Below are 14,961 nucleotides of genomic sequence, written 5' to 3'. Positions count from 1 at the left end.
TGCCTCCTAGAAATTGAAAAGGTCCATTTGTCGTGGATTGAGGTCTTCATACTTGATATCGAGAAGCTCCTGCATTTGCTTAGCATTATCTGCGGCATCGCCACCTGAATTGTTGTTAAACAGAAGGGTAACCTCAGGAGTCGTTTCTTCAAGTTTTAACACTTGTTCTTTCCACTCCTGCAATTCTTCCTCATTATACTTATACAAGAAGCGGACTTTCCGCCAGTCTTTCCGACCGTTTTTGTTCCAGCCGTGAATGTTTCTCCCATGGAAACGGACCAATGTTTTTTCAGGATGGGTAGGTACAAGAACGCGTGGCACTGAACCTTCTCCTGCTTGCGGCTCGTCACAAATACTGTGAATCCATTGCTGATCTTTCATGAAAGATAATGTTTGTTCATAATAGTTGGAATCGAACCATGTGCGGTTTCTGAACTCCAACGCCAGTGGATAATCTTCCATCCATTCCCGGATATAACGAAGTTTTTTTATGTTCTCTTTACGCACATCGAACCAAGGTGGAAATTGAAATAACAACGCGTTCACCTGGCCACTTTCCCATACGGGCTGGATGGATTCTTCATAACGCTTCATCAGATCCTTCGCTTCCTGTACTGTCCTTGCTTCCCTGTCGTGACCTGTCAATTGTTGAAATGCTTTAATAACAAATGAAAAGGACTCAGGCGTTTCCTTCAGCCACTTTTCATAACGGGAAACGGGTTGGATTGCATAAAAGGCTGTATCTACTTCAACTACAGGAAAGTGAGAAGCATAAGCGGATAATTTCTCCTCAGATCTTGTCCGGTCCGAAAAAAGGGTGGGATGGTCTCCCCATCCTGTCAAACCAATACGTATTGTCACCATAAATCCCCCTTACCTTCTATATAACCATTCCATCTCCTGTTTCATTCTCAATCGCGTAAAATGTTCGACTTGAATGATTATAGCAGATCATTTTCCAAACTTGTATCAGAATAAGCCATGGATGGTCCCCTTTTCATCTACATCCATCCGCAAAGCGGCCGGCTGTTTGGGCAGTCCCGGCATGGTCATGACGTCTCCGGTTAAAGCTACAAGGAAACCGGCTCCTACCGAAGGATAGATCTCTCTGACCGTTACTCTAAAGTTTTGCGGACGCCCAAGCTTTCCAGGGTCATCAGATAAGGAATATTGAGTCTTAGCCATACATACAGGCAACTCTCCAAAACCAAGCTCTCTTAGTTGACGAATCTGCTTCTCAGCTTTTGATGAAAAATCAACACCTTCAGCTCCATAAACGTTCATTGCGATTTTATCAATTTTTTCTTCTATAGAGTCTTCCAATTCGTACATATACTTTAACGGAGCCGTTTTCTTCTCGCATGCACTCATCACTTTTTCCGCCAGGTCGATCCCACCTTCACCACCTTCAGCAAATACGTTTGTAAGTGATACTTCAACTCCTTGTTCCTCACACCAATGAGTGAGAAACTCTATTTCCCGCTCTGTATCAGAAGGGAATTGGTTAATCGCTACAACAAAAGGAAGTCCATATTGCTGGATGGTTTCCATATGCTTCTTCAGGTTGCCGATTCCAGCCTTTAAAGCGTCCACGCTTTCACTCTCCAGTAATCCTTTTTCCATACCCCCATGCATTTTCAAAGCCCTAATGGTTGCTACAATAACAACGGCATCGGGTTCAAGGTCGCCTGCTCTGGTTTTTATGTCCAAAAACTTCTCTGCTCCAAGGTCAGCTCCGAAGCCAGCTTCAGTTACTACATAATCTCCAAGTTTCGCAGCTAAGTTTGTGGCCATTACACTGTTACAACCGTGAGCTATATTCGCAAATGGCCCTCCATGTATAATAGCTGGTGTATTCTCAAGGGTCTGTACCAGGTTAGGTTTGATTGCATCCTTCAAAAGAAGTGCCAAAGCCCCTTGCACACCTAGTTGTTTCACTTGAATCGGTTTTTTGTCATAGGTGTATCCTATGACTATTTCAGCTATTCTTTGCTTCATATCAGTAAGATCTTTCGCTAAACAAAGGATGGCCATAATTTCCGAAGCAACCGTTATATTGAACCCATCTTCTCTGGGAACTCCTTTTACAGGGCCACCAAGACCGACGATGACTTCTCTTAAAGCTCTGTCATTTAAATCCATCACACGCTTCCATGAAACTCTTCTTGGATCGATATTCAGTTCATTTCCCTGATGAATATGATTGTCGATAAAAGCGGAAAGCGCATTATTCGCAGAAGTAATGGCATGGATATCCCCTGTGAAGTGAAGGTTGATATCCTGCATCGGTACCACTTGGGAGTATCCTCCTCCCGCTGCTCCCCCCTTTATCCCCATCGTGGGACCAAGAGAAGGTTCTCTGAGTGCGATCACAGCGCGTTGATTCAATCGGTTCAAGGCTTGCCCTAAACCGACCGTTACCGTGGATTTACCTTCCCCTGCTGGCGTCGGATTGATTGATGTGGTCAAGATGATTTTCCCTTTTTTCCTGTTGGAGAGTTTATTCAAAAGTTGATCCGACAATTTTGCTTTATAATGACCATAAGGTTCCCAATCTTCTTCATTTAAGTTCAATTGTTCAGCAATCTGATGGATCGGTTTCATATCAGCTTCCAACGCTATTTTTATATCGGATTTCATTAAAATCTTTCCTTTCCTTATGTATCTTCTATCATTGTACCTGACTCTTGTTGGGAGTTATAGTCTCCCACTCTCGGAAACGGATACAAGTTGTTTGAATTTATTAGATTCATCTTGTTGACGCTCCTTTTCTCATACGATATATTTGGGGTAAGCAAATAACACGATCGGAAACATAAATGACAGGTAACTCCTCATAGAAGTGCTTCGGAATTTATTGTTCCGTCGTTCTATGAGGTTTTTTTCGGTCTGGTATTTGTAATTTCCACGTTTTACGTGCAAGATTTAGGAGGAACAAATCATGGAAAATGGTACAGTCAAATGGTTCAACGCAGAAAAAGGTTACGGTTTCATTCAAGTTGAAGGTGGAAACGACGTATTCGTACACTTCTCTGCTATCCAGGAAGAAGGCTTCAAATCTCTAGAAGAAGGTCAAGCTGTTACTTTCGAAATCGTAGAAGGCGACCGCGGCCCACAAGCTGCGAACGTTGTGAAAGAATAGATGTTCCATCAAAAAGCAATCTCCTCGGAGATTGCTTTTTCTTTTCCCTCTAACGACTAACAAGCCTCACAACTCCTCCATACTCAAGATAAGCTCCCTATTCTTGAAGACTCAGTTTCGAGACTTTTGTTGAGTGAATGGGGGCTGCGGGGAATAGCTCGCTTTCCGCGGGAGCGCGGTGAGCCTCCTCGGACTGCGTCCTGTGGGGTCTCACCAAGCACTTTTTTCCCGCAGGAGTCTCGCCATTCCCCTCCGCCCCTTTGCCGTATAAGTATCTCGAAACCACTTCCAGGTAAGAGAAGCTTTTACTCCTAAGGAAAGTGAAGCAACATGGATGCTTCAACCGCATTTGGAATGATAAAGCCTGTTATAGAGCGCTTTATCACTATAGATTCAGGATTTGTGAAAGACACTTATACCAGGCAAAGGGGTTCGTTTCTCACCTTTATTGTATGGGGTGGTTGGGGAGCTGCGAGACTCCCGTGGGAGAAAGGAGATCGGCGAGATCCCGCAGGGCGTAGCCCGAGGAAGCTCGCCACTCCCCCACAGGAAAGCGAGTAGCTTCCCAGCCACCCCTGGCGCTCAACCCGGGCAACGAACCCTGGAAAGTCTCGAAACTGAGTCTTCCACAATCCTGACATAGTATTGAATAAGGGAAATGGTTCTTGTCAAATGCCTTGTACCATCGTATAATTGTTCGCTGTTGGTTCTTTTTACCCGCGGTTCGGGAACTCCCGCGATATCAAAACTAAGGAGGAAATACGATGAGTAACGAAATCCTATGGATATTATTTGCACTAATCAATTTCGCATTATTAATTGGCATTTATCGGATGTTCGGAAAGCCTGGCTTATTTGTTTGGATCGGAATGTCCACGGTTCTTGCAAATATCCAAGTAGTCAAAACCGTAGAGATGTTCGGGTTAAATGCAACTCTTGGGAACATTGTCTATGGAACCGCCTTTCTAGCTACCGATATTCTCAATGAAAAATATGGAAAAAAAGAGGCGAGAAAAGCTGTGTGGCTGGGTTTTTCCACATTGATCATTATGACAATCATTATGCAGTTCGCCATTCTTTTCAATCCAGGCGAAAACGACATCGCTCAACCAGCATTGCAGTCTTTATTCGGTCTTGTTCCGAGAATTGCACTCGGCAGCATGCTTGCGTATATCGTCAGCCAATATTTTGATGTATGGTTATATGCTAAACTCAAAGAGATGTTTCCATCGGATCGTGCGCTTTGGATCCGGAACAATGGAAGTACGATGATCAGTCAATTGTTAGATACGAGTATTTTTTGTTTCATCGCTTTTTTTGGTTTGTATCCATTTGAGATCTGGATTGAGATTTTTATAACCACGTATATCATTAAGTTCATTGTGGCTGCTATGGATACACCATTCTTTTATATGGCTAAAAAAATGCCGCATTCTGAGTGAGGAGGTCATATGCCATGTTAGAAGTGTACACAGACGCTGCGTGCAGTGGAGAGCCGGGCCCCAGTGCTGCAGGGATAGTTATTAAAAAAAATCAAAAAACAGAAGAGCATCAATTTTATTTAGGGAACTGGACGAATCATGAAGCGGAATTCCTCGCAATTATTCACGCCTTGCAAATCTGTAAGGAGAAATATCCGGGAGAAATCATTTCGATCAGGTCTGATTCAAAAATTGCTGTTGATACCATGGATAAGCGATACACGAAGAATGAAAAATTCCTTCCCTTGTTTAACCAGATCATGAACCTTGAGGAAAGCTTTTCCTATGTTTTTTATAAATGGATTCCTGACAAACAAAACAAAAATGCAGACCGTCTTGCCAGGGAGTGTCTACAGACGAAACAGAACCCAGATCAGTAGTGATCTGGGTTCTTTATTTGTGTGTAGTCCTTGTAATGGAAAGTTGTGCTTCTATGGACTCATAGGCCTTTCTTTTACTGGTGATGGATGGATTTGAAATAAGTTCTAAAATACTAATAAAAAAACTGGGGTCAAAGGACTGTTGTATTTTTAAGGTCATGTTGACAGCAACAATGGTTTTCCATTCCGGAGCATTAGAAGAGTTATTTCCAAAATATATAAATTGGACATCCTCATCACTCAGTTTGAATCCCTTACTCCAAAGATCTTCAAGGAAGTAAGCTAATGTGTTTCTATCCATAATACTCTCCTAACCTTATCCGTCATCGGTATGTATTTGTACTATTTTTCTATATCATAACAAAAAATGACGAAATTATCGGCAATTCGACAGGAATTTCCCACTAAATTTTTGTTTATTTCAAGACTTTCAGGCATGAAAAAGACCAGGTGCTTTCACCTGGCCGAAAGGGTGCGTTCGTATCTTTTTTTATGGTAGAAATGAGAACTTTGGTTTTGGGTTCTGAATACATTCATGACAGTTTGAGCAGGGACGCTTCCCAATTTAGCTAACACGAAAATCATCAAACTACTGTAAACGGCGACCGTTAACATTATGAAAGCCAACATTTTTTGTTCTCACCCTTCTAATTGAAAATGAATTTCATTTCTAATTAGAATCTTAACAGACCTTCAGGAAATGAGCAATATTTTTTGAACATTTAAATCCTTTCCTGGAGCGCCCTCTCCTCAGCAGGAATTCTTACCGTAAGGACGAGTAGATGCAGGAAAGGGAAAATCAACGCAGTTAAATAGGCATGAAACAACACCGGGATGACCATTAATTCAAAAAAGACAATTACATAATTCGGGTGTTTCACAAATCGGTAAATCCCTTTACGGATCGGTTCTTCATCAGGTAATACGAGGATTCTTGTATTCCACCGCTTTCCCAAAGTTCGAATGCAGGCGATTCTTAGAATCTGTAACAAGAAAAAACCGGTTAGCGCGATATAAAAAAATGGTTGTTGGACATAAGGCGTCCAAACGAACTCTGCAATGATACATACAAAAAATGAGCTGTGCAGTAGGATGAACAGGAAATAGTGACCTTGCCCCCACTCCTTCGCCCCTCTTTCCACCATCCACTTGCGATTTCGATTTGCCAGAGCAAGTTCACCCAGGCGTTGAAATATTAAAAAAGCTAAAATCATCCATAAAAAAATTTCCATTCTATTCCCACTCCAAACTGACAATTTCAGAACTAAATCCAGGCCCGAGAGAAGTCATAATTGATTTTGTTCCTTTTTCATGTTTCATTTTTAAAACTTCATGCAACACAAAATGTACCGTTGGAGAGGACATATTTCCGTGAGCAGATAACACTTTCCTCGGAATGTTTAAAGCCCCCTCTTTCAAATCGAATACTTCCTCATAAGCTTCTAAAACTTTTCTGCCACCAGGATGAGCCACAATGAAAGGCAGTTCATTGACGGACCACCCATTGTTGCGTACGATTTCCCCGGCATGTACACTCCAAAATTCCTTGACTAACCGGGGGATACTCTTATTGAAGATAACTTCAAAACCTGTATCAACGACCCTCCACCCCATTACATCGGTACTATTAGCTTTTGTTCTGGAACTGGAATTAATGATTTTTGGAAGGGCGTGTTTCTTTTTCTTCAACAAGGAGGATCGATCCCCTGCAACTAAGACAGCGGAAGCACCGTCGCCAAAGAGAGCTGTGCCTACGAAATTGCTTACTCTGGCATCTTCCGCCTGAAAGGTCAAGCTGCAAAGTTCTGCACAAATGACAAGAACATTCTGATCGGGATGGCCCAGCAGCCATTCATAAGCTTTGGCCACACCGCTTGTTCCCCCTGCACATCCCAGCCCAAACAAAGGCGTCCGTTTCGTATCCTCTTTAAAACCGAGTTCATTCATAATATAAGCATCAAGAGTTGGGGTAGAGATGCCTGTAGAAGAAACAAAAATGAGGTGATCGATATCTTCTGTAGAAAATTCATCATCTCCAGGTAAATTGGTCAAACAAGATCTTATTGCGTGTAAACTGTAGTCTAAAGCCTTGGTATGGTATAAATGGTTTCTTTCTTCTAATCCATGATTTTCTTTAAACCACTCTAACGGAGCAGCGAATTGCCGTTTTTCAATATTGGCGTGCTCAAAAATCGGCATCAATCTCTTTTTCTCATGCTCTTTTAAAGGAAATAATTCATAAACAAGCTTTTGGACATCGGATTGATTACAGGAATAGTCGGCACATTGGACGCCTGAGGAAAGTATGTAGGGCATTTTCATCCTCCTTTTTATTTACTATGTACAAATAAGGAGGAAATTATGTCTTTGGAAAGCAGATTCATGCAGCATGATTGACCTATGTCAAACGGTTCTTTTTGAAGGGGGGCCACAGTGTTTTTAAATCGGAATCTTGCACCCATGTATCTTATCAGGAAGTTACCACCGATATCACCACGCTCAGGGTTATGGAGGGCAATGCAAAGGTGAAATGGTTCAGTAAAGGTTTCATATTCCTTTTAGGCTTGCACCGGGGCATCATTTTTCATGGAATTTTGATGATCTAAAAGTCAAGGTGGATGACATAGCAAAAGCGCCATTTTCATTTGGCGCTTTTGCTATGTCACCATGTATAAGATTGACAGATGATGAACAGAAGGTTCAATTAAAATCCATATATCGTCATGCCTCCGTCCACAAACAAGGTCTGACCTGTCATATAGTTTCCAGCGTCTGAAGCTAAGAACACAGCGGCACCACTCAATTCCTCTAATTTACCTATTCTGTTAAGCGGTGTCCGTTCGAGAATCTCCTGGACGTAAGATTCATCCTGAAGGAGCTGTTCTGTAAGAGAGGTTGGGAAATACCAGGGACCAATTGCGTTGACATTGATGTTATATTTCCCCCATTCAAGGGCAAGGTTTTTGGTCATTTGAATAAGCGCACTTTTCGTCATGGCATATACAACCCCAGTACGTAAGGCGGTGTGACCCCCAACAGAAGAGATGTTAATGATTTTCCCTTCTTTGGAGGATTTCATCACTTGACCTGCATATTGAGAAAGAAAGAAAGCACTCCGCATATTCGTCGAAATAATTTGGTCCCACTCTTCTTCTGTTACACTTTCTGCTTCACTTCTTATATTCATTCCCGCATTATTGACCCATATATCAAGCTTTCGTCCTTCACGAACACGCTCAACCTCCTGAATAATTTCCTTATAATCATTAATGTCATGACAAATAATTGAAGCTTGTTGTCCAAGCTCTTCCACTTCTTTTTTTGTCTGCTTCAGGTCTTTCTCGCTTCTTGCAATCACAATCACATCGGCACCCGATTCCGCAAAAGCAAGGGTAATGGCTTTCCCAATACCTTTCGTTCCCCCTGTGATCACGGCAAGTTTACTGTTTAATCTGAAGTCTGGTAGATACATCGCAATAGCCTCCATCAATAGTGTTGAATTTTCAGTATAGTATAACATTTTTGCAATTTCTTTACATACGGTAAGGCCTGACATAGAATGTAAATCGTGAATAGAAAAAAGGGGGTTGTCTGTATGAAAAAATGGTTGTTAGCTTTAGGTCTTTCCGGAGCACTGGTCTTAACAGGGTGTAACAGTGAAACGGAAGAAGGCACAAACGCAGACACAGAAAACCAGACAGAAGACACGACAGAAAATCAAGAGAATGATGAACAAAAGGTGAAGAAAGAATTGCTCAGTGCACAAATGGCTCTGACAAATACTTTCAAACCACATCAACAAAAAATTTCTGCTTACAAAACGGCCGTCTCAGCAGAAGAACCTGATGCAGAAGCGATTCAATCTGCAGCTGAAGAAGCAAAGACTGCAGCAAGCGAAGCTTCTTCCATGGTCGACGACTATACAATTGAAGCAGATCTTCCAGATGATGTTATGACAAAATTCGAAGAAACACTGCCATCCCTCCAAGCCTATTATGAAGGCGTAGAGAAAGCATTGAATGAAAACATGGAGAATGCGGATTTCACAGCAGCTGAAGAGAAATTCACAGAATTCAATGATCAATACAATGAAATCGTTAAGGAAGCTGGTTTCCCGGCAACTCCAGATTTGATGGAAGAAATGTCTTAAATAACACAAAGCCCGGCTGATGCAGCCGGGCTTTTTTCATTTTAAAACTGATAGATCTTCTTATATTTATTTGTTAAATAAGAAATAATGTAGTCAGGATTCAGGCTTTCACCAGTCACATCATTTAAGATTTGTAATGGTTTTTTCATTTTTCCATATTGATGAACGTTTTCCGTCAACCATTCCTTGATTTTTTGGAAATCGCCTTCTTCAATGTAACGATCCACATCGATTTCATCTCTCATCTTGGCATTCATCTGGGCTGCATACATGTATCCTAAGGCATAGGATGGAAAATAGCCGAAATCCCCTCCTGACCAGTGAATATCTTGAAGCACTCCTTCAGCATCACTTTCTGGAGTAACTCCAAGGTAATCATTCATCTTTTGATTCCACAGTTCAGGGAGATCCTTCACTTCAATTTCACCAGCTATTAATGCTTTTTCCAACTCATAGCGGACCATAATGTGCAGGCAATACGTCAGTTCATCCGCTTCAATGCGAATAAGGGATGGTTTTACCTCATTGACAGCCGGATAAAACTTCTCCAACGGTAAGTGTTGAAAATGCTCTGGTGCATAGTTTTTGAACAACTCGTAATGATTTCTCCAAAAGCCTTCACTACGCGCAATAAAATTCTCCCAAAATAAAGATTGTGATTCATGAATACCCATACTAGTCCCATCCGCAAGGGGTGTAAAAGCAAGCTTCGGATCGATGTTCTGTTCATAAAGGGCATGTCCTCCCTCATGAATCGTTCCAAAGACAGCGGTACGGAAATCTTTTTCGTCGTATTTCGTTGTCACTCTGACATCATTTGTATTCAATCCGATAGCAAAAGGATGCACCGTCTCATCCAAACGACCGGCCTCAAAATCGTAACCCATACGCTCTAAGATCACTTCACTGAACTCAGCCTGGCGATCTTTAGGGAAATGTCCTTTAAGGACTGATGGATCTGGTTGATTTGGGGCTTCTTTGATTTGCTGAAGGAGAGCTGATAAAGCTTTTCTTACTTTAGGAAACACTTCATCTAATACTTCTACCGTTACGCCTGGTTCATAATTGTGCAACAAGGCATCATAACGATGGTTTTCATAACCCCAGTAATCTGCGAATTTACGGTTGTACTCGACCAACTCTTCCAAGTATGGGCGGAAACTTTCGAAGTCGTTGTTACTCTTCGCTTCTCCCCACATAGATTCAGCTTTGGTTTGGAGGGTTACGTAAGCTCTATACTCATCCGCTGGTATCTTTGCGGTTTTATTATACGTTTCTTCCGCTTCTTCCACCGCTCTTTTTAAAATGGGGTCTAAATCTTTTTTCTTCAATTCGTCAATATATTGGCGCATTTCATCCGAGGTTTGAATTTCATGAACTTTCTGGGACATAACCCCAATCACTTCCGAACGCCCTTCGATTCCTTTGCGTGGCGCTTTTGTTCTCATATCCCAAGCCATAAGCCCAATCGCTTCTCCATACGATGATTGTTCTTTTAAGAGCTCCATAAATTTCTGTTCCGTTGTTTGACTCACATCTATCTCTCCCCTTCATCTAAATGAATCACTTTATCTGACGAATCAGAAACCGAACCCTTTGCCATTGTCTGGCTTGGATTTTGGTTTTCTCCCAAAATACTGGTAATAATCCGTTTTGATAAAGCCATTGAAGAGCTTCCGTTTTTTAGTGGCAGGTTTTCCGTAAAGTTTTTCAAAACCTTCATGAGAAGTGAGGATGTACACACTCCAGGATGGATGATCACGCATGATCGTACCAAGGTTGCGATACATCTCTTCCACTTCTTCCCGCTCACCCATACGCTCCCCATAAGGAGGATTAGACACAAGGTAACCATTTTCCTGCTTCGGTTTGAAATCACTCATCTGCATTTGTTTCCATGTGATCAATTCCCCAAGACCTGCTTCCATTGCATTTTTTTTCGCAATTTCAATCAAGTCGGGATCAATATCAGAACCGAAAATTTGTAGCGATTGGTCATAATTCGCTGCATCTTCTGCTTCTTGAAAAGCAGCATCCCACGCTTTTTGCGGAATAAAACTCCAATTCTCGGAAGCGAATTCTCTGTTGAAACCAGGTGCAATATTTTGACCGATTAATGCGGCTTCGATAGCTATGGTCCCTGAACCACAAAATGGATCGACAAACGGCTGGTCAGGGCTCCAATTTGTAATTTGTACGAGTGCGGCAGCTAACGTCTCTTTTAAAGGTGCTTCCCCCTGGCCTACACGATATCCTCGCTTATGCAGTCCACTTCCTGAGGTATCAATGGTAAGTAGTGCTTCGTCCTTATGAATCGCTACTTCCACTCTGTAAAAGGCACCAGTTTCTTTCAACCATGAATCTATGCCATGTTTGACTTTCAATCGTTCTACTATTGCTTTCTTCACAATCGATTGACAATCCGGAACACTATACAACTTCGATTTGACCGATTTACCGACTACCGGAAACTCGCCGTCTTCTTCTATAAAAGCTTCCCATGGCAATGCCTTCGTGTTTTCAAAAAGTTCATCAAACGATGTGGCCTTGAACCTTCCAACCAACAATTTGACACGATCAGCTGTTCGAAGCCAAAGGTTGGCTCTTGGTATCGCTGATACGTCCGCTTCAAATACAACTCTTCCATTTTCGATTTGTATGTCTTCATATCCTAACGCTTTAACTTCTTTCCCTACTATGGCTTCAAGTCCCATAGCTGCTGTTGCAATCAATGTAACTTTTTTCGACATGATGAACCTCCTTCATATGTAGCATGAACAAACGTGAACCGTTTCCTTCACTAATATTGTTATACAAAAAGAAAAAACCCTTCCAAAAAGCTTAAGGCTTTCCAGAAGGGTGTCATCTGTATCATTAGCGACCTTTGAATACTCTGTAAGCCATGTTCTGTGCCTTTGTACTGCAAACGGTGGTCAACCTCGTACTCCGGTGGCAATCATCTATCTGCCGTCAAACGGCCTCTTCTCTGGTTCATTTCCCATTGAAAAGTGCCCCTACCTATATTTGGGTTGCTCGCTCGTGGGGTTTACCTCGTTCCACCCGAAGTATTTCTACTCCGGCTCCGTCACTGTGGCACTTTCAAGGTAGTCATTCCATATCGAAGACTTAGGAATTTTCCCTGCCGTAAGTTCCAAAGAACTCCCTTGACTTATGGTTTCGTCAAGCACGAACACTACAAGCATCGCAGCTTGTGCGAGCATGGACTTTCCTCTGTATAGAAACCTATACAGCGATTACCCGAGTATTCAAATGAACATTAACATTTGTCATTACGTCATTTAAGACGTGCTAAACAATTATAACAGACACTTGGACGCTTGTCATTGGAAAAATGCGGATGTTAGTCTGCGTACTTATTGCCAAAAACTGCCTTCTCTAAGTTTGAAACACGCTTTAAGATGTCATAGTTCACTTGATGGTTATTTGTAGATGGTTGCCTTTGTCTCTGTGTGGTTTCACGTGATGACATTTTCTTCAAACGGTCATTTTCCTGCTGAAGACGTTCGATTTCCTGCTGAAAACGGTCATAATCCTGAATGATCAAGTCCAGATACTCATCTACTTCTTCTTGGTTATACCCTCTCATAGACGTTTTAAAGTCTTTTTCAAGTATATCCTTTCCACTTAAATGATACTCTTCTAAGTTCATTATTTTCACCTCTGTTTCACACATTATATTCATTTTTTCAAAAGGTCACGGAAATGTCAATTTCAAATCCAGAACATTTATTGACTCCAGAAATCTGGATCCGCCATCCGAAGCTCTTCTACAGTCTCTTCAAGGTCTAATGGAGTAATATAAACAATCTCATAGCTTCCTTGATCCTGAGCCTTTTTCGCTAGTCTCAAGAAATACTGCGGGCTCCCTTCTGTATCTTCATCAAACAGCACGAGACATCCTTCCGAATGATCGATTAAAAATTGATCTTTTGCTTTGAATTGATAAGGTCCTTCATATCCTTTATTATAAATCGGCTGGTAGAAATCGGCGATCATTGTTATCTCCTCATAAACAAGCTTGAGATCTTCCGGCCAACGCTCTTCCTGGTTTTCAAAAGGTGGGAGAACCCCTAATTTTATCTCATACTCTTCTTTAAGATCGAGGACCACTTCAGCCGTCCATAACTCTACTCCCATTTGTCCGGAAATAAGCACCCACTGTAAACCTTCTTCTATGTAGGAAAGCAATCTCTTTTTTATGGCCTCTTTTACGAAATCGACTTTTGGGTCATTATTCTTAAAAATACCCATTTCCATCGGTTTATAACCCGTCACAACTATGGTTTTCAATGTTCAACCTCCTTACCCTTTATTCATTTTATTATGTTTCCTGAAAAAAAGAAAATAAGCCACAGTTTGTGGCTTATCTCTATTAGCTATTTGATCCGGGGCCCATCATTGGCATCTGGCCGTTACCCATCATCGGCATCTGGCCCTGACCCATCATTGGCATCTGACCGTCGCCCATCATCGGCATTTGGCCCTGACCCATCATTGGCGTTTGACCCTGGCCCATCATTGGCATCTGCCCCTGACCCATCATCGGCATCTGCCCCTGGCCCATCATACCTTCCATTTCTTCCATATCCTCTTCGTTCATCATTGGCATTTGGCCTTGGCCCATAGGCATTTGACCCATGTCTTGAGGATTCATATAATCCATCCAGTTATAATCTGGTGAAGATCCTTGAGGAAAAGCGAAATCTTGAGTTCGGAAATTGTTCTGCTCAGAAACCATATACGGGAAATAATGGTTGTTGTTCAACGTATGATTGTTTCGTACGAGAATGTGGGTAGGATGAATGTAGTCTTGATTTTCACAGAAGTAGTTATCCACCACACAGTTTTGAACCGGACATACGATCGGTCTACGGTTTCCGGCTGGCGACATTGGGGACATAGGTCCACATCCGCAAGAGTCCTGCATAGACTGTTGATGCATGTGCTTTCACTCCTTGTTCTGTTATTCCTTATCAGCGTATGTCACAAAGAGCGTGAATGTACTAGGCGATATCATCATATCCTTTAATTTCTGATCAACAAATACCCATACATCCCTATAAAAATGTTGAGACAGTCCCCAAGCTTTGCTACCTACTCCATCGTTCATACTGGGCGGTTAGTAGATAAACACGTTTAACCTGTTAATGAAATGAAGACCTGCCAACCATTTATTTCTCCAGATTCAAAAAATGAAAGAAATAAAAAAAGGATGAGATTCTCATCCTTTTTCTCTCTATTCCGCTTCCTCTTCAGATAAATCAGCTGAAGAAAACGAAAATGGCAAAATTTCTTCCATTGTGAATGTTTTCGTATCGCCATGCAGGTTTGTTGTATAAATTTTAACATCAGACTGGAAAAATTCACTCATGACTTGACGGCAAGATCCACACGGGGGAACTGGTCTTTTCGTATCAGCAACAACGGCCAGCTCCTTGAATTTGGCATGTCCATCAGAAACGGCCTTAAAAATCGCCACTCTTTCAGCACAACAAGTTACAGGATAAGCGGCATTCTCTATATTGCATCCTGTATAAAGGGTTCCATCTTCCGTGACTAGTGCAGCCCCGACAGGAAATTTAGAATAAGGTACATAAGCTCTTTCCCTTATTTTTTTTGCTTCATTAATTAGTTGTTTCGTTTCCATTGATATCCCTCCCTATTCATGGGAAGGTCATTATATATGAATACAGCATAAATGTAAAGCGGTTTCATATCAACTGTTCGATAGCACATCGAGAGAGCATTTAATTGACACATGTGTCGGAAAAAAGTTTATACTGAAGG

At 41.7% G+C, this 14,961-nt stretch carries 16 protein-coding genes and 1 other RNA gene; 4 read left to right on the top strand and 13 right to left on the bottom strand.

Going from position 1 to position 14,961, the window contains the following annotated elements; translation table 11 throughout:
* Window positions 1-6: 6 nt before the first annotated feature.
* Both VKA52_RS19450 and VKA52_RS19445 read right to left on the bottom strand, forming a co-directional pair.
* Window positions 7-864, bottom strand: coding sequence for a DUF72 domain-containing protein (locus tag VKA52_RS19450; RefSeq protein ID WP_326316904.1), 858 nt, complete (start codon window positions 862-864; stop codon window positions 7-9).
* A 105-nt stretch (window positions 865-969) separates the two neighbouring features.
* On the bottom strand, window positions 970-2,640 hold the full coding sequence (locus VKA52_RS19445) for a formate--tetrahydrofolate ligase (RefSeq protein ID WP_326316903.1): 1,671 nt from the start codon (window positions 2,638-2,640) through the stop codon (window positions 970-972).
* 301 nt (window positions 2,641-2,941) lie between these two features.
* Here VKA52_RS19445 and VKA52_RS19440 point away from each other — a divergent pair, with 301 nt between their 5' ends.
* The 3 genes from VKA52_RS19440 to VKA52_RS19430 all read left to right on the top strand — a co-directional run bounded on the left by VKA52_RS19440 (window position 2,942) and on the right by VKA52_RS19430 (window position 5,003).
* On the top strand, window positions 2,942-3,142 hold the full coding sequence (locus tag VKA52_RS19440) for a cold-shock protein (RefSeq protein WP_160913476.1): 201 nt from the start codon (window positions 2,942-2,944) through the stop codon (window positions 3,140-3,142).
* A 764-nt stretch (window positions 3,143-3,906) separates the two neighbouring features.
* Window positions 3,907-4,584, top strand: coding sequence for a queuosine precursor transporter (locus VKA52_RS19435; RefSeq protein WP_160913478.1), 678 nt, complete (start codon window positions 3,907-3,909; stop codon window positions 4,582-4,584).
* A 14-nt stretch (window positions 4,585-4,598) separates the two neighbouring features.
* A complete protein-coding gene (locus VKA52_RS19430) occupies window positions 4,599-5,003 on the top strand; it encodes a ribonuclease HI family protein (protein ID WP_160913480.1) in 405 nt (134 codons plus the stop codon).
* Window positions 5,004-5,016: 13 nt separating this feature from the next.
* On the opposite strand, the gene VKA52_RS19425 is transcribed toward VKA52_RS19430, so the two are convergent.
* The 4 genes from VKA52_RS19425 to VKA52_RS19410 form a co-directional block, all read right to left on the bottom strand.
* Window positions 5,017-5,304 carry a DUF6123 family protein gene (locus tag VKA52_RS19425; protein ID WP_160913482.1) on the bottom strand — a complete coding sequence of 96 codons (288 nt, stop codon included), beginning with the start codon at window positions 5,302-5,304 and terminating at the stop codon, window positions 5,017-5,019.
* 421 nt (window positions 5,305-5,725) lie between these two features.
* Window positions 5,726-6,235 carry an isoprenylcysteine carboxyl methyltransferase family protein gene (locus VKA52_RS19420; RefSeq protein WP_160913484.1) on the bottom strand — a complete coding sequence of 170 codons (510 nt, stop codon included), beginning with the start codon at window positions 6,233-6,235 and terminating at the stop codon, window positions 5,726-5,728.
* 1 nt (window position 6,236) lies between these two features.
* Window positions 6,237-7,319 (bottom strand): type III polyketide synthase, encoded by a 1,083-nt coding sequence (locus tag VKA52_RS19415; RefSeq protein WP_326316902.1) that lies wholly within the window; start codon window positions 7,317-7,319, stop codon window positions 6,237-6,239.
* Between the two features lie 388 nt (window positions 7,320-7,707).
* Window positions 7,708-8,475, bottom strand: coding sequence for an SDR family NAD(P)-dependent oxidoreductase (locus VKA52_RS19410; protein WP_160913487.1), 768 nt, complete (start codon window positions 8,473-8,475; stop codon window positions 7,708-7,710).
* 123 nt (window positions 8,476-8,598) lie between these two features.
* On the opposite strand from VKA52_RS19410, the gene VKA52_RS19405 reads away from it, so the two are divergent.
* The gene (locus tag VKA52_RS19405; RefSeq protein ID WP_326316901.1) at window positions 8,599-9,153 is read left to right on the top strand and encodes a hypothetical protein; all 555 of its coding nucleotides are present in this window, start codon (window positions 8,599-8,601) and stop codon (window positions 9,151-9,153) included.
* A gap of 41 nt (window positions 9,154-9,194) precedes the next feature.
* Here VKA52_RS19405 and VKA52_RS19400 read toward each other — a convergent pair whose 3' ends face one another.
* The 7 genes from VKA52_RS19400 to VKA52_RS19370 all read right to left on the bottom strand — a co-directional run bounded on the left by VKA52_RS19400 (window position 9,195) and on the right by VKA52_RS19370 (window position 14,821).
* The gene (locus tag VKA52_RS19400) at window positions 9,195-10,661 is read right to left on the bottom strand and encodes a carboxypeptidase M32 (RefSeq protein ID WP_326317090.1); all 1,467 of its coding nucleotides are present in this window, start codon (window positions 10,659-10,661) and stop codon (window positions 9,195-9,197) included.
* Window positions 10,662-10,733: 72 nt separating this feature from the next.
* A complete protein-coding gene (locus tag VKA52_RS19395) occupies window positions 10,734-11,903 on the bottom strand; it encodes a THUMP domain-containing class I SAM-dependent RNA methyltransferase (protein ID WP_326316900.1) in 1,170 nt (389 codons plus the stop codon).
* Window positions 11,904-12,044: 141 nt separating this feature from the next.
* Window positions 12,045-12,419, bottom strand: an RNA gene (gene rnpB, locus VKA52_RS19390) — RNase P RNA component class B.
* 95 nt (window positions 12,420-12,514) lie between these two features.
* Window positions 12,515-12,823 carry a cell division regulator GpsB gene (gene gpsB, locus VKA52_RS19385; protein WP_089652604.1) on the bottom strand — a complete coding sequence of 103 codons (309 nt, stop codon included), beginning with the start codon at window positions 12,821-12,823 and terminating at the stop codon, window positions 12,515-12,517.
* 77 nt (window positions 12,824-12,900) lie between these two features.
* Entirely contained in the window at window positions 12,901-13,464 is a 564-nt protein-coding gene (locus tag VKA52_RS19380) for an SLOG family protein (protein WP_160913493.1), read from the bottom strand.
* Window positions 13,465-13,546: 82 nt separating this feature from the next.
* Entirely contained in the window at window positions 13,547-14,116 is a 570-nt protein-coding gene (locus tag VKA52_RS19375; protein ID WP_160913495.1) for a CotD family spore coat protein, read from the bottom strand.
* 294 nt (window positions 14,117-14,410) lie between these two features.
* Complete coding sequence (locus VKA52_RS19370; RefSeq protein ID WP_160913497.1) at window positions 14,411-14,821, bottom strand: cytidine deaminase; 411 nt, start codon at window positions 14,819-14,821, stop codon at window positions 14,411-14,413.
* Between the last annotated feature and the right edge of the window lie 140 nt (window positions 14,822-14,961).

This window comes from Halobacillus sp. HZG1 (assembly GCF_035818575.1).
Taxonomy (GTDB): Bacteria; Bacillota; Bacilli; order Bacillales; family Halobacillaceae; genus Halobacillus; species Halobacillus litoralis.
Note: the sequence above shows the minus strand (reverse complement) of the source record. Positions and strands in the feature narration are given on the sequence as shown.

Bases quoted from the DNA above. Each gene is read 5' to 3' on its own strand.
- VKA52_RS19450 (WP_326316904.1), bottom strand. From the start codon at position 864: ATGGTGACAATACGTATTGGTTTGACAGGATGGGGAGACCATCCCACC.
- VKA52_RS19445 (WP_326316903.1), bottom strand. From the start codon at position 2,640: ATGAAATCCGATATAAAAATAGCGTTGGAAGCTGATATGAAACCGATC.
- VKA52_RS19440 (WP_160913476.1), top strand. From the start codon at position 2,942: ATGGAAAATGGTACAGTCAAATGGTTCAACGCAGAAAAAGGTTACGGT.
- VKA52_RS19435 (WP_160913478.1), top strand. From the start codon at position 3,907: ATGAGTAACGAAATCCTATGGATATTATTTGCACTAATCAATTTCGCA.
- VKA52_RS19430 (WP_160913480.1), top strand. From the start codon at position 4,599: ATGTTAGAAGTGTACACAGACGCTGCGTGCAGTGGAGAGCCGGGCCCC.
- VKA52_RS19425 (WP_160913482.1), bottom strand. From the start codon at position 5,304: ATGGATAGAAACACATTAGCTTACTTCCTTGAAGATCTTTGGAGTAAG.
- VKA52_RS19420 (WP_160913484.1), bottom strand. From the start codon at position 6,235: ATGGAAATTTTTTTATGGATGATTTTAGCTTTTTTAATATTTCAACGC.
- VKA52_RS19415 (WP_326316902.1), bottom strand. From the start codon at position 7,319: ATGCCCTACATACTTTCCTCAGGCGTCCAATGTGCCGACTATTCCTGT.
- VKA52_RS19410 (WP_160913487.1), bottom strand. From the start codon at position 8,475: ATGTATCTACCAGACTTCAGATTAAACAGTAAACTTGCCGTGATCACA.
- VKA52_RS19405 (WP_326316901.1), top strand. From the start codon at position 8,599: ATGAAAAAATGGTTGTTAGCTTTAGGTCTTTCCGGAGCACTGGTCTTA.
- VKA52_RS19400 (WP_326317090.1), bottom strand. From the start codon at position 10,661: ATGGAGCTCTTAAAAGAACAATCATCGTATGGAGAAGCGATTGGGCTT.
- VKA52_RS19395 (WP_326316900.1), bottom strand. From the start codon at position 11,903: ATGTCGAAAAAAGTTACATTGATTGCAACAGCAGCTATGGGACTTGAA.
- gpsB (WP_089652604.1), bottom strand. From the start codon at position 12,823: ATGAACTTAGAAGAGTATCATTTAAGTGGAAAGGATATACTTGAAAAA.
- VKA52_RS19375 (WP_160913495.1), bottom strand. From the start codon at position 14,116: ATGCATCAACAGTCTATGCAGGACTCTTGCGGATGTGGACCTATGTCC.
- VKA52_RS19370 (WP_160913497.1), bottom strand. From the start codon at position 14,821: ATGGAAACGAAACAACTAATTAATGAAGCAAAAAAAATAAGGGAAAGA.